The organism is Enterobacter sp. PL_is379 (assembly GCF_055817355.1).
Window position 1 is genome coordinate 205,535 of record NZ_JBVPGT010000025.1, and the last position, 16,460, is coordinate 221,994.

The window sequence follows — 16,460 nt, forward strand, 5'->3', positions numbered from 1 at the left end:
GTTTCAAACCGATTAAATATCGATATTTGCCGCTTTCAGGGCGTTCTCTTCGATGAAGGCACGACGTGGTTCAACCGCATCACCCATCAGGGTCGTGAACAGCTGGTCTGCAGCAATCGCGTCTTTAACGGTAACGCGCAGCATGCGGCGGCTTTCCGGATCCATGGTGGTTTCCCACAGCTGCTCCGGGTTCATTTCGCCCAGACCTTTATAGCGCTGGATCGCGAGGCCACGACGGGACTCTTTCACCAGCCAGTCCAGCGCCTGCTCGAAGCTGGCTACCGGCTGACGACGTTCGCCACGTTCGATGAACGCATCGTCTTCGATCAGGCCGCGCAGCGTCTCGCCGAGCGTGCAGATACGACGGTATTCCGGACCGGTGACAAACTCGTGCTCCAGCGGGTAGTCGGTATCAACGCCGTGGGTGCGCACGCGAATAATAGGCTCGAACTGCTTATCGGCGTTCTGCTGAACATCGCATTTCCACTGGCTGCCGTGCTGCTCTTTCTCGTTCAGATCGGTCACCAGGGCGTTCACCCAGCGGGTGACGGTCTGCTCGTCGCTCAGATCGGCTTCGGTCAGGGTTGGCTGATAAACCAGCTCCTTCAGCAGCGTTTTCGGATAACGGCGTTCCATACGCGTAATCATTTTCTGCGTGGCGTTGAACTCGGACACCAGACGCTCCAGCGGCTCACCGGCCAGTGCAGGAGCGTGCGAGTTCGCGTGCAGGGTTGCACCATCAAGTGCGATCGCGATTTGGTACTGATCCATCGCTTCGTCATCTTTGATGTACTGTTCCTGCTTGCCTTTCTTCACTTTGTACAGCGGCGGCTGGGCAATATAGACGTGGCCACGTTCAACGATTTCAGGCATCTGACGATAGAAGAAGGTCAACAGCAGCGTACGAATGTGCGAGCCGTCGACGTCCGCATCGGTCATGATGATGATGCTGTGATAGCGCAGTTTGTCCGGGTTGTACTCGTCACGGCCGATGCCGCAGCCCAGCGCGGTGATGAGCGTCGCCACTTCCTGAGAAGAGAGCATCTTGTCGAAGCGGGCTTTCTCAACGTTGAGGATTTTACCCTTCAGCGGCAGGATAGCCTGGTTCTTACGGTTACGGCCCTGCTTCGCAGAGCCGCCCGCGGAGTCCCCTTCCACGAGGTACAGTTCGGACAGCGCCGGGTCGCGTTCCTGGCAGTCAGCCAGCTTGCCCGGCAGGCCAGCTAAGTCCAGCGCGCCTTTACGACGGGTCATTTCACGGGCTTTACGCGCCGCTTCACGGGCACGCGCCGCATCGATAATTTTACCCACCACGATTTTCGCGTCGGACGGGTTTTCCAGCAGGTATTCGCTCAGCAGTTCATTCATCTGCTGCTCAACCGCTGATTTCACCTCAGAAGAGACCAGCTTGTCTTTGGTCTGTGAGGAGAACTTCGGATCCGGCACCTTCACAGAGACAACGGCAATCAGGCCTTCACGGGCATCGTCACCGGTGGCGCTGACTTTCGCTTTCTTGCTGTAGCCTTCTTTGTCCATGTAAGCGTTCAGGGTACGGGTCATCGCCGCACGGAAGCCTGCAAGGTGAGTACCACCGTCACGCTGTGGAATGTTGTTGGTGAAGCAGTAGATGTTTTCCTGGAAACCGTCGTTCCACTGCAGCGCCACTTCCACGCCGATACCGTCTTTTTCGGTGGAGAAGTAGAAGATATTCGGGTGAATTGGCGTTTTGTTCTTGTTCAGATACTCAACAAACGCCTTGATACCGCCTTCGTAGTGGAAGTGGTCTTCTTTGTTGTCACGCTTGTCGCGCAGGCGAATCGAGACGCCGGAGTTCAGGAACGACAGTTCACGCAGGCGTTTCGCCAGGATGTCGTACTCGAACTCGGTGACGTTGGTGAAGGTTTCGAGGCTCGGCCAGAAACGCACCATGGTACCGGTTTTGTCGGTGTCGCCTGTAACGGCCAGCGGTGCCTGCGGCACGCCGTGCGTATAGAGCTGACGGTGGATTTTGCCTTCGCGCTGGATAACCAGCTCCAGCTTCTGCGACAGGGCGTTTACTACCGAAACACCTACGCCGTGCAGGCCGCCGGAAACTTTATAGGAGTTATCGTCGAACTTACCGCCTGCGTGCAGGACGGTCATGATCACTTCCGCCGCAGAGACGCCCTCTTCCGGGTGAATACCGGTTGGGATGCCACGACCGTCATCGGTGACGGAGACGGAGTTATCCGCATGGATGGTGACCACGATGTCTTTACAGTGACCCGCGAGCGCTTCGTCGATAGCGTTATCTACCACCTCGAATACCATGTGGTGCAGACCGGTGCCGTCATCCGTGTCGCCGATATACATACCCGGGCGCTTACGCACCGCATCCAGCCCTTTCAGGACTTTGATACTGGAGGAGTCATAAGAATTCGACATCAACGTTTCTCGCTCATTTCAACTTGGGTTAATCCGTTATTTTACCCTTTTCCACGGTAAACATCTTCGAATTTTCGTCCGACATGTCTATAACGTGTTCAGCGCTAATGGCGCTGACGAAAACCTGCGACTGCGTGGCTTTTAAGCGGCTGGCAAGCAGCCCGCGCCGCGCGTCGTCAAGTTCCGAGGCAAAATCATCTATCAGGTACAGGCAACGCCGCCCGCTCTCGCGGGTGAGAAACTCCCCCTGTGCCAGACGTAGCGCACACATCAGGAGCTTGAGCTGCCCGCGCGACAGCGTGTCTTCCACCGGCGCGCCGTCGGCACGAATGCGGAAATCCGCCTTGTGCGGGCCGTGCGCGGTGTAGGTCAACATGCGGTCGCGCTCGAAGTTTCTCTCTAACACCTCGGCATAATCCGTCTCTTTCTCCCAGCCGCGCTGGAAGGAGAAGGTGAGAGAGAATTCGGGTAAAAACTGTTTGCAGGTGTCGGCCATGTCTTCGGCGATACCTGCGCTGTATTCGGCACGCCAGCGGCTGATCTGTTCCGCAAGAGGAATTAACTCCATGTCCCACGGACGCAGCTGAGCGTAGCGCGTCACCTGGCGCAGCGCGGCGTTACGCTGCTTGAGCAGACGCTTCAGGTTGCTCCAGGCGTTAAAAAATCCGGCTTCGTTGTGAAAGCATCCCCAGTCGAGGAACGCTCTTCTGTATTTGGGGCCGCCGTTGAGTAAAGTAAACCCCTCCGGCGTTATCAGCTGCATCGGCATCAGCAGCGCCAGCTCCGCCACCTTGTGGCCGTCGGTACCGTCGATGCGCACCTTGCTGTCGCCCTGCTTGTCTTTGGTCAGGCCGATGGCGGTCTCCCGCTCTGCCCCCTGCAAACGCCCGTGCAGAACAAAAGATTCCTGTTCGTGGCGGATGACGCGACCAATCTGCAAACTGCGAAACGCCCGGCCGTGGCCGAGCGTATAGATGGCCTCAAGCACGCTGGTTTTGCCGCTGCCGTTAGCGCCAACCAGGAAGTTAAAGCCAGGGGATAAAGCGAGATCCGCGCTTTCGATATTGCGAAAGTCGCGGATCAACAGACGGGTGAGCGACATTACAGTCTCATTGGCATGACAACATAGGCAGCCGACTGTGATGCGGCATCTTCAATCTGTACGCTCGAAACGGAGTCGGTCAGCAGGATGCGCACGTTCTCGCATTTCAGCGCGTTCAGCACATCCAGCACGTAGCTGACGTTGAAGCCGATTTCCATCTCAGCCCCGGCGTAGGTGACGTCCAGAATCTCTTCTGCCTCTTCCTGCTCCGGGTTGTTAGCGGTGATTTTGATCTGGTTTTCACTCACGTACAGTCGCACGCCGCGGAATTTCTCGTTAGAGAGGATCGCGGCACGGGCAAAGGCCTGCTTGAGGCTGTCGCAGCCTGCTTCCAGCGTTTTGTCCGGGTTCTTCGGCAATACGCGGCGATAATCCGGGAAACGACCGTCAACCAGCTTCGATGTGAAGACAAAATCGCCCACGTGGGCGCGGATGTTATTGCTGCCGATCTGCACGCGCAGCGGCGTGTCGCCACCGTCGAGCATACGCATCAGCTCAATCACCCCTTTACGCGGCACGATCACCGAATGGTTTGGTAGTGAGTCGCCAATCGGCATAGAACAGACCGCCAGACGGTGGCCGTCGGTGGCCACGGTACGCAGCTCTTCACCTTCGGTTTCGAACAGCATGCCGTTTAAGTAGTAACGAACGTCCTGATGCGCCATGGAGAACTGCGTGGCTTCAATCAGACGCTTCATCGTCGCCTGTGGCAGGGTGAATTCAACTTCGCTCTGCCAGTCGTCCAGGTTCGGGAAGTCCGCAGCAGGCAGCGTGGAGAGCGAGAAACGGCTGCGGCCAGAGCGCACCAGCATACGGTCGCCTTCCAGCTGCACGGCGATTTCAGCGCCTTCCGGCAGCCCGCGGCAGATATCAAAGAATTTACGTGCCGGAACCGTGGTCGCGCCCGCGTCGTGCGGCTGCGTCAGCGTAACGCGCGCGATCATTTCCATTTCCAGATCTGTGCCGGTCAGCGACAGCGTACCGTCCGCGACCTGAAGCAGCAGGTTTCCGAGAATAGGCAGCGTTGGGCGGCCACCTAATGGGCCACTCACCTGTTGCAGCGGTTTTAATAAATGTTCACGTTCAACGGTAAATTTCATAGCGTCACGATGATAATGTTCTGATTAGATTGGAAAAATCTTCTTTTATGTCGTGGCTTTCTTCGCGTAACTGCTCAATCTTGCGACAAGCGTGCAGCACGGTCGTATGGTCACGGCCACCAAACGCATCCCCGATTTCCGGCAGACTGTGGTTGGTTAACTCCTTTGCCAGCGCCATCGCCATCTGACGCGGACGCGCCACCGAGCGGGAACGACGTTTAGACAGTAAATCTGCCACTTTGATCTTGTAGTACTCAGCCACCGTCTTTTGAATATTGTCGATAGTGACCAGTTTTTCCTGCAATGCCAGCAAATCGCGCAGCGCTTCACGCACAAAATCGATGGTGATCGCACGACCGGTGAAGTTGGCATTGGCGATAACGCGGTTCAGTGCCCCCTCCAGCTCACGCACGTTGGAGCGCAGACGCTTGGCAATGAAGAACGCCACTTCGCCCGGCAGGCGAATGTCGTTTTCATCGGCTTTCTTCATCAGGATCGCGACGCGGGTTTCCAGCTCCGGTGGCTCGATCGCCACGGTCAGGCCCCAGCCGAAGCGGGATTTCAGACGATCTTCAACGCCGTTGATCTCTTTTGGATAGCGATCCGAGGTCAAAATGATCTGCTGATTACCTTCCAGCAGGGCATTGAAGGTATGGAAAAATTCTTCCTGCGATCGTTCTTTATTGGCAAAGAACTGAATGTCATCGATCAGCAGCGCGTCAACAGATCGATAGTAGCGTTTAAACTCTTCGATCGCATTGTTTTGCAGGGCTTTTACCATGTCCTGAACGAAGCGCTCAGAGTGCATATAAACCACTTTGGCATTGGGCTTGCGCGCCATAATGCCGTTGCCCACCGCATGCAGCAGGTGCGTTTTACCCAGACCCGTGCCGCCATACAGGAACAGCGGGTTGTAGGCTCCACCGGGGTTATCAGCAACCTGGCGAGCCGCCGCGCGCGCCAGCTGGTTCGACTTACCTTCAACGAAGTTATCGAACGTGTGTTTCACGTTAACGTTAGAGCGGTAGGTTGGCTCAGCCGGTGCGGGAACATTATCCCAGCCCTGACGAGCGGGGGCGACGCGAGGGGCCGGAGCAGGAGCGGCCTGAGCAGGCGCTGCGACGTTCACGGTTTCACGAACGGTTTGGGTGACCGGCTTTGTACCCACTTCAAAGCGCAGCTGTGGGGCATCTGACCCGCAGAAATCGTTCAGCAGTCCATTGATGTTATTAAGGTACTTGTCCCTTACCCAATCGAGCACAAAACGGTTTGGCGCATACAAAGCCAGCGTGTTATCGCTCAGTTCCGCCTGCAACGGGCGGATCCACATACTGAATTCTGTGGCTGGTAACTCATCCTGCAATCGGGCAAGACACTGCTGCCAAAGCGAAAGTGACACGGCGGACTCCACTCGAACAATAAAAGAAAACTATTGAATATTCATGATTGTTGGCGCACATCGGCATGACCCTGTGTAAAGGGGGACGTGCGAATTGCTATCTGCAATTTATCCTGACCAGGATCCTGGGATCCCGATCGGGACCGCGGATCATAGCCTAAACTGAGCCAGAGATCTTCTGTTTCTCACAGATTCTTCCCGATTTATCCACAGGAAGATCCGAAACCGGGTAAGTGTAAACGATCCTGACGGGAGTGCCCCACGATTTAGTCCGCATATTGGAAAAATTAATGAGCACAGACAATTTTTTGCTTAAATGATCTAACGAAGATCCGGGACGATCCTTGCGCTTTATCGTTGAGCCCGTATAATCCTCGACCCGGCGCGTGATGCTCATCTTCCTGCGTCGTCCGTTGCTCATTTTCCACGCGAAAACGTGCGGAAATACGCGGGAAATAAGGAAAGAGAATTGACTCCGGAGTGTACAATTATTACAATCCGGCCTCTTTAATCACCCACGCTGAGGCGTTAGTCGTTCGAAACTCGTTCGGGTATACGCAAAAGTCAGTGAATTTATTCAAGTTTAGGTAGAAATCGCCATGAAACGCACTTTTCAACCGTCTGTACTGAAGCGCAACCGTTCTCACGGCTTCCGTGCTCGTATGGCTACTAAAAATGGTCGTCAGGTTCTGGCACGTCGTCGTGCTAAAGGCCGCGCTCGTCTGACCGTTTCCAAGTAATAAAGCTAACCCCTGAGTGGTTAAGCTAGCATTTCCCAGGGAGTTACGTTTGTTAACTCCCGCTCATTTCACTTTCGTCTTCCAGCAGCCACTACGGGCTGGCACGCCGCAAATCACCATCCTCGGCCGCCAAAATTCGCTGGGGCATCCCCGTATCGGTCTCACAGTCGCCAAGAAAAATGTTAAGCGTGCGCATGAACGCAATCGGATTAAACGTCTGACGCGTGAAAGCTTCCGTTTACGTCAGCACGAACTGCCTTCAATGGATTTCGTGGTGGTGGCGAAGAAAGGGGTTGCCGACCTCGATAACCGTGCTCTCTCGGAAGCGTTGGAAAAATTATGGCGCCGCCACTGTCGCCTGGCTCACGGGTCCTGATAGCCCTCATTCGGGTCTATCAACGCCTGATTAGTCCGCTACTCGGGCCGCACTGCCGTTTCACACCAACATGCTCAAGCTACGGAATTGAGGCATTGCGCAGGTTTGGAGTGATAAAAGGCAGTTGGTTGACGGTGAAACGCGTATTAAAATGCCACCCTTTACACCCAGGTGGAGACGACCCCGTCCCCCCAGGACCCTTTGATACCAGAGAACACTAACGATGGATTCGCAACGCAATCTTCTTATCATCGCTTTGTTGTTCGTGTCTTTCATGATCTGGCAGGCGTGGGAGCAGGATAAAAATCCTCAACCACAACAGCAGGTCACGCAGACAACGACCACCGCAGCGGGTAGCGCCGCCGACCAGGGCGTACCGGCCAGTGGCCAGGGGAAACAGATTACGGTTAAGACCGATGTGCTTGAGCTGACTATCAACACCCGTGGTGGTGATGTTGAGCAGGCGCTGCTGTTAACCTACCCGAAAGAGCTGAAGTCTAACGAACCGTTCCAGTTACTGGAAACCACGCCTGAGTTTATCTACCAGGCGCAGAGCGGCCTGACCGGTCGTGACGGCCCGGATAACCCGGCTAACGGTGCGCGTCCACTGTATACCGTCGAGAACGACACCTTTGTGCTGGCTGATGGTCAGAACGAACTCGCGATCCCGATGACGTACACCGACGCCGCAGGCAACACCTTCACCAAAACCTTCACCCTGAAACGCGGTGAATATGCGGTGAACGTAGGCTACAGCGTACAGAACGCCAGTGCGAAACCGCTGGAGCTGTCGACCTTTGGCCAGCTGAAGCAGTCCATCAATCTGCCGTCTCACCGAGACACCGGAAGCAGCAACTTTGCGCTGCATACCTTCCGTGGCGCGGCGTACTCCACGCCAGACGCGAAGTATGAGAAATACAAATTCGACACCATTGCCGATAATGAAAACCTGAACATCAGCGCTAAAGGCGGTTGGGTGGCAATGCTGCAGCAGTATTTCGCTACTGCGTGGGTGCCAAATAACGACGGTACCAACAACTTCTATACCGCGAACCTGGGTAACGGTCTTGCAGCCATCGGCTACAAATCTCAGCCGGTTCTGGTTCAGCCGGGTCAAACCGGTAAGCTGGCAAGCACCCTGTGGGTCGGCCCGGAAATTCAGGACAAAATGGCCGCTGTTGCGCCGCACCTGGATCTGACCGTGGATTACGGCTGGTTGTGGTTCATCTCTCAGCCGCTGTTTAAGCTGCTGAAGTTCATCCACAGCTTCCTGGGTAACTGGGGCTTCTCCATCATCGTTATCACCTTCATCGTTCGTGGCATCATGTACCCGCTGACTAAAGCGCAGTACACCTCCATGGCGAAGATGCGCATGCTGCAGCCGAAGATTCAGGCAATGCGTGAGCGTCTGGGCGATGACAAACAGCGTCAGAGCCAGGAAATGATGGCCCTGTACAAAGCAGAGAAAGTGAACCCACTGGGTGGTTGCTTCCCGCTGCTGATTCAGATGCCAATCTTCCTTGCGCTGTACTACATGCTGATGGGTTCCGTTGAGCTGCGTCACGCGCCGTTCGCCCTGTGGATCCATGACCTGTCCGCACAGGACCCGTACTACATCCTGCCGATCCTGATGGGCGTGACGATGTTCTTCATCCAGAAGATGTCGCCGACCACCGTGACCGACCCGATGCAGCAGAAGATCATGACCTTTATGCCGGTCATCTTCACCGTGTTCTTCCTGTGGTTCCCGTCAGGTCTGGTGCTGTACTATATCGTCAGCAACCTGGTGACCATCATCCAGCAGCAGCTGATTTACCGTGGTCTGGAAAAACGTGGCCTGCATAGCCGCGAAAAGAAAAAGTCCTGATTCGGTAAGTTAACGCTAAAATAAGGGCGGTCGATTGACCGCCTTTTTTATTTGTATTGAACGAGAGCAACCATGAGCCATAACGACACTATCGTCGCCCAGGCAACCCCACCGGGACGCGGTGGTGTAGGCATTCTGCGTATCTCCGGCCTGAAGGCGCGCGAGGTGGCCGAAGCGGTGCTGGGTAAACTGCCAAAGCCGCGCTACGCTGATTACCTGCCGTTTAAGGACACCGACGGCACGCCGCTGGACCAGGGCATTGCGCTGTGGTTCCCCGGCCCGAACTCCTTTACCGGTGAAGACGTGCTGGAGCTTCAGGGCCACGGCGGGCCGGTTATCCTCGACCTGCTGTTAAAACGTATTCTGACCCTGCCGGGCCTGCGCATTGCGAAGCCGGGCGAGTTCTCCGAGCGTGCCTTCCTCAACGACAAGCTCGACCTGGCGCAAGCGGAGGCCATTGCAGACCTGATCGATGCCAGTTCCGAACAGGCGGCCCGCTCCGCCCTGAACTCGCTGCAGGGGGCATTCTCCGCGCGTGTGAATCACCTTGTGGAAGCACTTACTCACCTGCGCATCTACGTGGAAGCGGCTATCGACTTCCCGGATGAGGAGATCGACTTCCTCTCTGACGGCAAAATCGAAGCCCAGCTCAACCAGGTGATGGCCGATCTCGACGCCGTCCGTGCCGAAGCGCGCCAGGGCAGCCTGCTGCGCGAAGGGATGAAGGTGGTGATTGCCGGACGCCCTAACGCCGGGAAATCGAGCCTGCTGAATGCCCTGGCGGGCCGTGAAGCGGCGATCGTAACCGACATTGCCGGGACCACCCGCGACGTGCTGCGCGAGCATATCCATATCGACGGGATGCCGCTGCACATCATTGATACCGCCGGTCTGCGCGATGCCAGCGACGAAGTGGAGCGCATCGGTATCGAGCGCGCCTGGCAGGAGATCGAGCAGGCCGACCGCGTGCTGTTTATGGTGGACGGCACCACCACCGACGCCGTTGACCCGGCTGAGATCTGGCCAGACTTTATCGCCCGTCTGCCGGCGAAACTGCCAATCACCGTAGTGCGTAACAAAGCGGACGTCACCGGCGAAACGCTGGGTATCAGCGATGTGAACGGTCACTCACTGATTCGCCTGTCGGCGCGGACCGGTGAGGGCGTGGACGACCTGCGTAACCATCTCAAGCAGAGCATGGGCTTTGACACCAGCATGGAAGGCGGCTTCCTGGCGCGTCGTCGTCACCTGCAGGCGCTGGAAGAGGCGGCAAATCACCTTGTTCAGGGTAAAGCACAGCTGATCGGCGCGTGGGCGGGTGAACTGCTGGCGGAAGAGCTGCGCCTGGCGCAGCAGAATCTGAGCGAGATCACCGGGGAGTTTACGTCGGACGATCTGCTGGGAAGGATCTTCTCGAGCTTCTGTATTGGTAAGTAATGCCCGCTAATTAATGGTGATTTCCTCCTGGGAAATCACCATTGTCCAAATGGCAACTCGCCTAATCCCTTTTCACCCCCTATCCTGCATGCCTGCATCTATGGGGGGTTTATGGCGCGTTTTCTGTTTTGTAGTTTCGCATTAGTTCTGCTTTATCCGTCTGGTATTGATATGTATCTGGTGGGATTACCGCACATCGCCCGCGATCTGGGTGCCAGCGAAGCGCAGCTGCACATCGCGTTTTCGGCCTACCTCGCGGGGATGGCGTCGTCGATGGTCTTTGCCGGGAAGATCGCGGATAAGGCAGGCCGTCAGCCAGTCGCGATAACCGGTGCCATCATTTTTGCCCTGGCCTCTCTGCTCTGCTCACAGGCGCAAAACAGCACCGTGTTCCTGACCGGACGGTTTATCCAGGGTATTGGCGCTGGCGGTTGCTACGTGGTGGCGTTTGCCATTTTGCGCGACACCCTAAGCGCCCAGCGTCGCGCTAAGGTGCTCTCGATGCTGAACGGTATTACCTGCATCATCCCGGTGCTGGCCCCGGTCGTGGGATATCTGATCATGCTGAAATTCCCGTGGCAGAGCCTGTTCTGGACCATGGCGGCCATGGGCGCGCTGGTGTTTACCTTATCCATCGCCGTGCTGAAAGAGACCCACCCGGGCTCGCAGAATACCGGCCATACCGCCACCATTCACCCGGCAGAGAAGCTTCTCAACCGCTTTTTCCTCAGCCGTCTGGCCGTGACCACGTTAAGCGTGGCGGTGATCCTGACCTATGTAAACGTTTCCCCGGTTTTACTGATGGAAACCATGGGCTTCGATCGCGGTGAGTATTCAACGGTGATGGCATTAACCGCCATGGTCAGTATGGCGGTCTCGTTCTCCACCCCGTTTGCGCTAAATGTTTTCAGCCAGCGCACGCTGATGCTGACCTCACAGGTTTTATTCCTCACGGCAGGCGCGATCCTGGCGACCACCAGCTCACATGCGGTGATGCTGGTGGGTATTACCCTTATTTGCGCCGGGTTCTCGGTTGGCTTTGGCGTGGCGATGAGCCAGGCGCTTGGCCCCTTCTCGCTGCGGGCAGGCGTGGCAAGCTCGGTGCTGGGGATCGCGCAGGTCTGCGGCTCGTCGCTGTGGATTTGGCTGGCGGCGGTCATCGGGCTCAACGCGCTGAATATGCTGATCGGGGTTCTGATTGGCTGTAGCATACTGTGCATTACCTTACTTATGGTCATCCGGCCCGCGGCGCACTATGAAGAAGCCCATCAGCAGTCTCGATCTTAACCTGTTGCTGTGCCTGCAGCTTTTGCTGCAGGAGCGCAGCGTCACCAAAGCGGCGAAGCGGATGAACGTGACGCCGTCGGCGGTGAGCAAATCGCTGGCCAAGCTGCGCGACTGGTTTGACGACCCGCTGTTTGTCAAAACGCCGCTAGGGCTGCTGCCGACACCACTGACGGTAAGTCTTGAGCAGGATCTGGCTGACTGGATGCAAATCGGCAACCAAATCCTCGATAAATTCCACCATGACTCTCCGGGCGGGCTGACGTTCGTGCTGGCCGCGGAAACGCCGCTGATGCTGATCCGCTTCAATACTCTGCTGGAGCAGGTGAACCAGCGCTATCCGCAGGCTACGGTGAAAATGCGTCAGTGGGATTACGACTCGCTGGACGCGATTACGCGTGGCGAGGTTGATTTGGGCTTCACCGGGCGTGAAACGCATCCGCGATCCCGCGAACTGCTTAAGCTGATGCCGTGGTTTATCGACTACGAAATTCTGTTCAGCGATCACCCCTGCGTCTATCTGCGCGAGGATCATCCGGCGCTTCAGCAAGAGTGGAATCTGGAGACCTTCCTGCGCTATCCCCATATCAGCATCTTCTGGGAACGCAGCGACACCTGGGCGCTTGATGAGGTGCTAAAGGAGATGGGACGCGAGCGCACGATCGCCATGAGCCTGCCGGGCTTTGAACAGGCGATGTTTATGGCGGCGCAGCCCAACCATAACTATATCGCCACGGCTCCGCACTACTGCCATCACTACAATGAACTCCACCAGCGGAAGCTGATCGCGCTTCCTATTCCCATTGATGAAGCGCAGGCTGAAAAGCTTACCGTTCCCTTCACGCTGATCTGGCATAAACGGAACAGTCATAATCCGAAAATCCTGTGGCTGCGGGAGACCATCAAGGCGCTGTACGGTGCGAGCGATCCAATTTTTGCCTAAGAAAATGTAAAGTTCGGTCCTAAGGCTTCTCTTACTCCCATTTACTGATTAAAACAGGAGTCAAGTTAAGCGATAATCATGTAACCGTTTAACCGATTACGACCATTATCAAGGAGCGAAAAATGGCTACGCACTTTGCAAGAGGGATACTTACGGAAGGACGTCTCGTATCGGCAAGAATTTCTTCAGCCTGTCACACTGAAGCACTCACTCTCCCGGAACACCGCAGGACGCGGTTTTTAGCGTCCAGAGCGCTTCTCGCAGAACTGCTGTTTATGCTGTACGGCACCAGCGAGCTGCCGGATATCATTACCCAACCCGAAGGCCGTCCGGTCTTTGCCGACCCGGATCTCCCTCGTTTTTCGATTGCCTACGCGGGCAATATCATTGGCGTCGCACTGACCACCGAAGGGGATTGTGGGCTCGATATGGAACTTCAGCGCGCGACGCGCAGCTTCCATGGCGGTAATGCGCATGAAGACTATCCGCTCTCCAGCAATGAGAAGCTATGGGTCCGCAACCAGAACGATCCTGTCGAAGCCAGAGCCCAGCTCATTACCTTACGCCAGAGCATTCGCAAGCTCTGTGGATGCGCCTCAGACGACGCCAGCCTGCTGCAGCTGCTGCCAGGCTCCGGACGTCTTCGTGCCACTCAGGCCACGCTGGTAGAGGCGCTCAGTGACGCAGAAGATGTGCTTATTTGGTCCATTGCGGTTACCCCCGCCATCGAACGCATGAAAATCTGGGAATTTGACAGCCAACAGGGATGGCGTAGCCTTCCTGATGTGCCCGAGCGCGCCAACGAGCCCGCCGCACGCCTGATGCGTTTAACCAGTTTACCGGCAGAAAAAGCATTCACCCTTAGCTGATCCAATCAGGGTCATCATGATGAAACAGGAGTAATCATGTCTGATACGTTGAAAGTCGTTACTTTACTGGGAAGCCTGCGCAAAGGTTCATTTAACGGGATGGTAGCCCGCACGCTGCCACAGCTGGCGCCTGCAGGTATGGAAATTAGCGCCCTGCCGTCTATTGGCGATATTCCGCTGTATGATGCGGATGTCCAGCAGGAAGAAGGGTTCCCGCAGAGCGTTGAGGTGCTGGCAGAGCAGATCCGCCAGGCCGACGGCGTGGTCATCGTCACGCCAGAGTATAACTACTCGGTTCCGGGTGGCCTGAAGAATGCCATCGACTGGCTGTCCCGTTTACCTGAGCAGCCGCTGTCAGGCAAACCGGTGCTGATCCAGACCAGCTCCATGGGCGCGATTGGCGGCGCGCGCTGCCAGTATCACCTGCGCCAGATCCTGGTATTCCTCGATGCGATGGTGATGAACAAGCCGGAATTTATGGGCGGAGTGATTCAGAACAAGGTCGACCCGCAAACGGGTGAGGTGGTCGATCAGAGCACGCGCGACCATCTCTCTGGCCAGCTGACGGCGTTCGGGGATTATATTAAGCGAGTGAAGGCGTAAGATCATTGCGGCCTGATGCCCTCACCCTGACCCTCTCCCACGGGGAGAGGGAACAAACACTAAAGCCCTTTTCGAAGAAAAGGGCTTACTGTTTATTTGGCGTCAATAAACACAATCTTCAGCACAAACAGCAGCGCCACAACGATGACGCACGGGCTGAGGTCGCGGAAGCGGCCGGTACCGATCTTCATTACGCAGTAAGAGATAAAGCCCAGCGCGATACCTTCGGTAATCGAGAAGCTGAACGGCATCATCACGGCGGTAATAAACGCCGGCACCGCTTCGGTTAAATCATCCCACTTCACGCGTGACAGGCTGGAGGTCATCAGCACCCCCACGTAGATAAGCGCACCCGCCGCCGCGTACGGAGGCACCATGCCCGCCAGCGGAGAGAGGAAGATCACCAGCAGGAACAGAATACCCACGACCACCGCCGTCAGGCCGGTACGGCCGCCCACGGATACGCCGGAAGAAGATTCAATGTACGCGGTAACAGACGAGGTTCCGATAAACGCACCGGTCACAGAGGAGACGCTGTCCACAAACAGCGCCTGCTTCATGCGCGGGAATTTCCCTTTTTCATCCGCCAGACCCGCTTTATCGGTCACGCCAATCAGCGTGCCGGAGGAGTCGAACAGGTTCACCAGCATGAAGGAGAAAATCACGCCCGCCAGGCCCAGGTTCAGGGAGCCAGCCAGATCGACGTGACCAACAACGGTAGAGATGCTCGGTGGCGCGGAAACGATGCCGTTATAGTGAACGTCGCCCAGCATCCAGCCCAGCAGGGTGGTGACCACGATAGACACCAGCACCGCCGCGTGAATATTGCGGGAAGCCAGGATCGCGATGATAAAGAAGCCCAGTACGCCCAGCAGCACGTTATGAGAGGTCAGGTGGCCGATGCTCACCAGCGTATCCGGGTTCGCCACGATAACGCCGGCGTTTTTCAGCCCCATCATACCGATGAACAGACCGATACCGCTGGTGATGCCCACGCGCAGGCTCACAGGAATGTTCGCAATCATCCAGTAACGCACGCGGAAAATGGTCAGCAGCAGCAGACCAACCGCACCCCAGAAGATGGCGCCCATGCCAACCTGCCACGGCAGACCCATCGCCTGCACGACCACGAATGCGAAGAACGCATTCAGGCCCATCGCCGGTGCCAGCGCAACCGGCAGGTTAGCGAACACACCCATCAGAATGCTGCCAAGGGCGGCGATCAGGCAGGTGGTTACAAAGACGGCGCTGGTATCCATGCCAGCAACGCCCAGAATTTGAGGGTTCACAAAAACGATATAGACCATCGTCAGGAAGGTGGTGAAACCCGCGATCACTTCGGTGCGTGCCGTTGTGCCATGCTCGCGCAGTTTGAAAACGCGCTCAAGCAGACCCTGACCAGACGTCTGGGTAGTGTGTTGTTGACTCATCATCAATTTCCGAACAAGGAGGGAAAATTCGTCGCTATCCTATACCAAAATGCGACAATAGTGGCGGTTACGTGATACTTTTTTCATTGAATTTGCTTATACGGCAACGATTGCGTTTCGGCGAACTGCCGTACGTAAACGTTAAACTGGCTAAAAGGGAAAGGCATGTCCGGAATTGAAGCGGTATTTTTCGACTGCGACGGTACGCTGGTCGACAGTGAGGTCATTTGTTCCCGCGCGTATGTGGCCATGTTCCAGGAATTTGGCATTACGCTGGAACTCGAAGAGGTGTTTAAACGCTTTAAGGGCGTGAAGCTCTACGAGATCATCGACATCATTAACGAAGAACACGGCGTCGTTCTGGAGAAAGCGGCTCTGGAACCGGTGTACCGCGCCGAGGTTGCACGCCTGTTCGATTCGGAGCTGGAGGTGATTCCGGGCGCAAACGCGCTGCTGGATGCCATGACGGTGCCGATCTGCGTGGTCTCCAACGGCCCGGTCAGCAAAATGCAGCACTCGCTGGGCAAGCTTGAGATGCTGCACCATTTCCCGGAAAAACTGTTCAGTGGCTACGATATCCAACGCTGGAAGCCGGACCCGGCACTGATGTTCCATGCGGCGAAAGCGATGGGCGTCAACGTAGAGAACTGCATTCTGGTGGATGACTCATCTGCTGGCGCGCAGTCGGGGATTGATGCGGGAATGGAGGTGTTTTACTTCTGCGCCGACCCGCACAACAAGCCGATCGATCATCCAAAAGTCACGACCTTCACCGATCTGGCGCAGTTGCCCGCGCTGTGGAAGGCGCGCGGATGGGATATTACTCGCTGAAAAAACAAAGCCGGATGGCGCTAACGCTTATCCGGCCTACAGGGCTAGTAGGGCG

General features: G+C 56.4%; 15 protein-coding genes. 10 read left to right on the forward strand and 5 right to left on the reverse strand.

Translation table 11 applies throughout. The features are described 5' to 3' along the window. Positions 1 to 12: 12 nt before the first annotated feature. From gyrB to dnaA, 4 genes are read right to left on the reverse strand one after another with little or no spacing between them, the layout of a single operon-like run. The gene (gene gyrB / locus AC0TOY_RS07685; RefSeq protein ID WP_208763370.1) at positions 13 to 2,424 is read right to left on the reverse strand and encodes a DNA topoisomerase (ATP-hydrolyzing) subunit B; all 2,412 of its coding nucleotides are present in this window, start codon (positions 2,422 to 2,424) and stop codon (positions 13 to 15) included. Between the two features lie 28 nt (positions 2,425 to 2,452). Then, the gene (recF, locus tag AC0TOY_RS07690; protein WP_032648574.1) at positions 2,453 to 3,526 is read right to left on the reverse strand and encodes a DNA replication/repair protein RecF; all 1,074 of its coding nucleotides are present in this window, start codon (positions 3,524 to 3,526) and stop codon (positions 2,453 to 2,455) included. Then, positions 3,526 to 4,626 (reverse strand): DNA polymerase III subunit beta, encoded by a 1,101-nt coding sequence (gene dnaN / locus AC0TOY_RS07695; RefSeq protein WP_008500170.1) that lies wholly within the window; start codon positions 4,624 to 4,626, stop codon positions 3,526 to 3,528. The genes recF and dnaN overlap by 1 nt, the downstream gene beginning before the upstream one ends. Positions 4,627 to 4,630: 4 nt before the next feature. Further along, positions 4,631 to 6,025, reverse strand: coding sequence for a chromosomal replication initiator protein DnaA (gene dnaA, locus AC0TOY_RS07700; RefSeq protein WP_010426558.1), 1,395 nt, complete (start codon positions 6,023 to 6,025; stop codon positions 4,631 to 4,633). 599 nt (positions 6,026 to 6,624) lie between these two features. Here dnaA and rpmH point away from each other — a divergent pair. The 9 genes from rpmH (at position 6,625) to AC0TOY_RS07745 (ending at position 14,144) form a co-directional block, all read left to right on the forward strand. Further along, positions 6,625 to 6,765 carry a 50S ribosomal protein L34 gene (rpmH, locus tag AC0TOY_RS07705; protein WP_000831330.1) on the forward strand — a complete coding sequence of 47 codons (141 nt, stop codon included), beginning with the start codon at positions 6,625 to 6,627 and terminating at the stop codon, positions 6,763 to 6,765. 16 nt (positions 6,766 to 6,781) lie between these two features. Further along, a complete protein-coding gene (rnpA, locus tag AC0TOY_RS07710) occupies positions 6,782 to 7,141 on the forward strand; it encodes a ribonuclease P protein component (RefSeq protein ID WP_032640303.1) in 360 nt (119 codons plus the stop codon). After that, positions 7,105 to 7,362: a membrane protein insertion efficiency factor YidD gene (yidD, locus tag AC0TOY_RS07715; RefSeq protein WP_001307474.1), complete on the forward strand. Its 258-nt coding sequence runs from the start codon at positions 7,105 to 7,107 to the stop codon at positions 7,360 to 7,362. The genes rnpA and yidD overlap by 37 nt, the downstream gene beginning before the upstream one ends. 2 nt (positions 7,363 to 7,364) lie before the next feature. Next, positions 7,365 to 9,008: a membrane protein insertase YidC gene (gene yidC / locus AC0TOY_RS07720; protein ID WP_473721680.1), complete on the forward strand. Its 1,644-nt coding sequence runs from the start codon at positions 7,365 to 7,367 to the stop codon at positions 9,006 to 9,008. 72 nt (positions 9,009 to 9,080) lie between these two features. Next, the gene (gene mnmE / locus AC0TOY_RS07725; RefSeq protein ID WP_021242672.1) at positions 9,081 to 10,445 is read left to right on the forward strand and encodes a tRNA uridine-5-carboxymethylaminomethyl(34) synthesis GTPase MnmE; all 1,365 of its coding nucleotides are present in this window, start codon (positions 9,081 to 9,083) and stop codon (positions 10,443 to 10,445) included. A gap of 111 nt (positions 10,446 to 10,556) precedes the next feature. Then, on the forward strand, positions 10,557 to 11,732 hold the full coding sequence (locus AC0TOY_RS07730; protein ID WP_032648577.1) for an MFS transporter: 1,176 nt from the start codon (positions 10,557 to 10,559) through the stop codon (positions 11,730 to 11,732). Beyond that, a complete protein-coding gene (yidZ, locus tag AC0TOY_RS07735) occupies positions 11,701 to 12,672 on the forward strand; it encodes an HTH-type transcriptional regulator YidZ (RefSeq protein ID WP_473721681.1) in 972 nt (323 codons plus the stop codon). The genes AC0TOY_RS07730 and yidZ overlap by 32 nt, the downstream gene beginning before the upstream one ends. Positions 12,673 to 12,794: 122 nt before the next feature. Beyond that, entirely contained in the window at positions 12,795 to 13,541 is a 747-nt protein-coding gene (locus tag AC0TOY_RS07740; protein ID WP_024907878.1) for a 4'-phosphopantetheinyl transferase family protein, read from the forward strand. A 36-nt stretch (positions 13,542 to 13,577) separates the two neighbouring features. After that, positions 13,578 to 14,144 carry an NADPH-dependent FMN reductase gene (locus AC0TOY_RS07745; protein WP_032648582.1) on the forward strand — a complete coding sequence of 189 codons (567 nt, stop codon included), beginning with the start codon at positions 13,578 to 13,580 and terminating at the stop codon, positions 14,142 to 14,144. A gap of 92 nt (positions 14,145 to 14,236) precedes the next feature. Here AC0TOY_RS07745 and adeP read toward each other — a convergent pair whose 3' ends face one another. After that, on the reverse strand, positions 14,237 to 15,574 hold the full coding sequence (gene adeP / locus AC0TOY_RS07750) for an adenine permease AdeP (RefSeq protein WP_024907880.1): 1,338 nt from the start codon (positions 15,572 to 15,574) through the stop codon (positions 14,237 to 14,239). A 165-nt stretch (positions 15,575 to 15,739) separates the two neighbouring features. Between adeP and yieH the strand changes: the two genes are divergently transcribed. Then, positions 15,740 to 16,405, forward strand: coding sequence for a 6-phosphogluconate phosphatase (gene yieH / locus AC0TOY_RS07755; RefSeq protein ID WP_267215342.1), 666 nt, complete (start codon positions 15,740 to 15,742; stop codon positions 16,403 to 16,405). Positions 16,406 to 16,460: the final 55 nt, after the last annotated feature.

Excerpts from the sequence above, each read along its gene's own strand:
- gyrB (WP_208763370.1), bottom strand. The coding sequence starts at position 2,424 with ATGTCGAATTCTTATGACTCCTCCAGTATCAAAGTCCTGAAAGGGCTG.
- recF (WP_032648574.1), bottom strand. The coding sequence starts at position 3,526 with ATGTCGCTCACCCGTCTGTTGATCCGCGACTTTCGCAATATCGAAAGC.
- dnaN (WP_008500170.1), bottom strand. The coding sequence starts at position 4,626 with ATGAAATTTACCGTTGAACGTGAACATTTATTAAAACCGCTGCAACAG.
- rpmH (WP_000831330.1), top strand. The coding sequence starts at position 6,625 with ATGAAACGCACTTTTCAACCGTCTGTACTGAAGCGCAACCGTTCTCAC.
- yidD (WP_001307474.1), top strand. The coding sequence starts at position 7,105 with ATGGCGCCGCCACTGTCGCCTGGCTCACGGGTCCTGATAGCCCTCATT.
- yidC (WP_473721680.1), top strand. The coding sequence starts at position 7,365 with ATGGATTCGCAACGCAATCTTCTTATCATCGCTTTGTTGTTCGTGTCT.
- mnmE (WP_021242672.1), top strand. The coding sequence starts at position 9,081 with ATGAGCCATAACGACACTATCGTCGCCCAGGCAACCCCACCGGGACGC.
- AC0TOY_RS07730 (WP_032648577.1), top strand. The coding sequence starts at position 10,557 with ATGGCGCGTTTTCTGTTTTGTAGTTTCGCATTAGTTCTGCTTTATCCG.
- yidZ (WP_473721681.1), top strand. The coding sequence starts at position 11,701 with ATGAAGAAGCCCATCAGCAGTCTCGATCTTAACCTGTTGCTGTGCCTG.
- AC0TOY_RS07740 (WP_024907878.1), top strand. The coding sequence starts at position 12,795 with ATGGCTACGCACTTTGCAAGAGGGATACTTACGGAAGGACGTCTCGTA.
- AC0TOY_RS07745 (WP_032648582.1), top strand. The coding sequence starts at position 13,578 with ATGTCTGATACGTTGAAAGTCGTTACTTTACTGGGAAGCCTGCGCAAA.
- adeP (WP_024907880.1), bottom strand. The coding sequence starts at position 15,574 with ATGAGTCAACAACACACTACCCAGACGTCTGGTCAGGGTCTGCTTGAG.
- yieH (WP_267215342.1), top strand. The coding sequence starts at position 15,740 with ATGTCCGGAATTGAAGCGGTATTTTTCGACTGCGACGGTACGCTGGTC.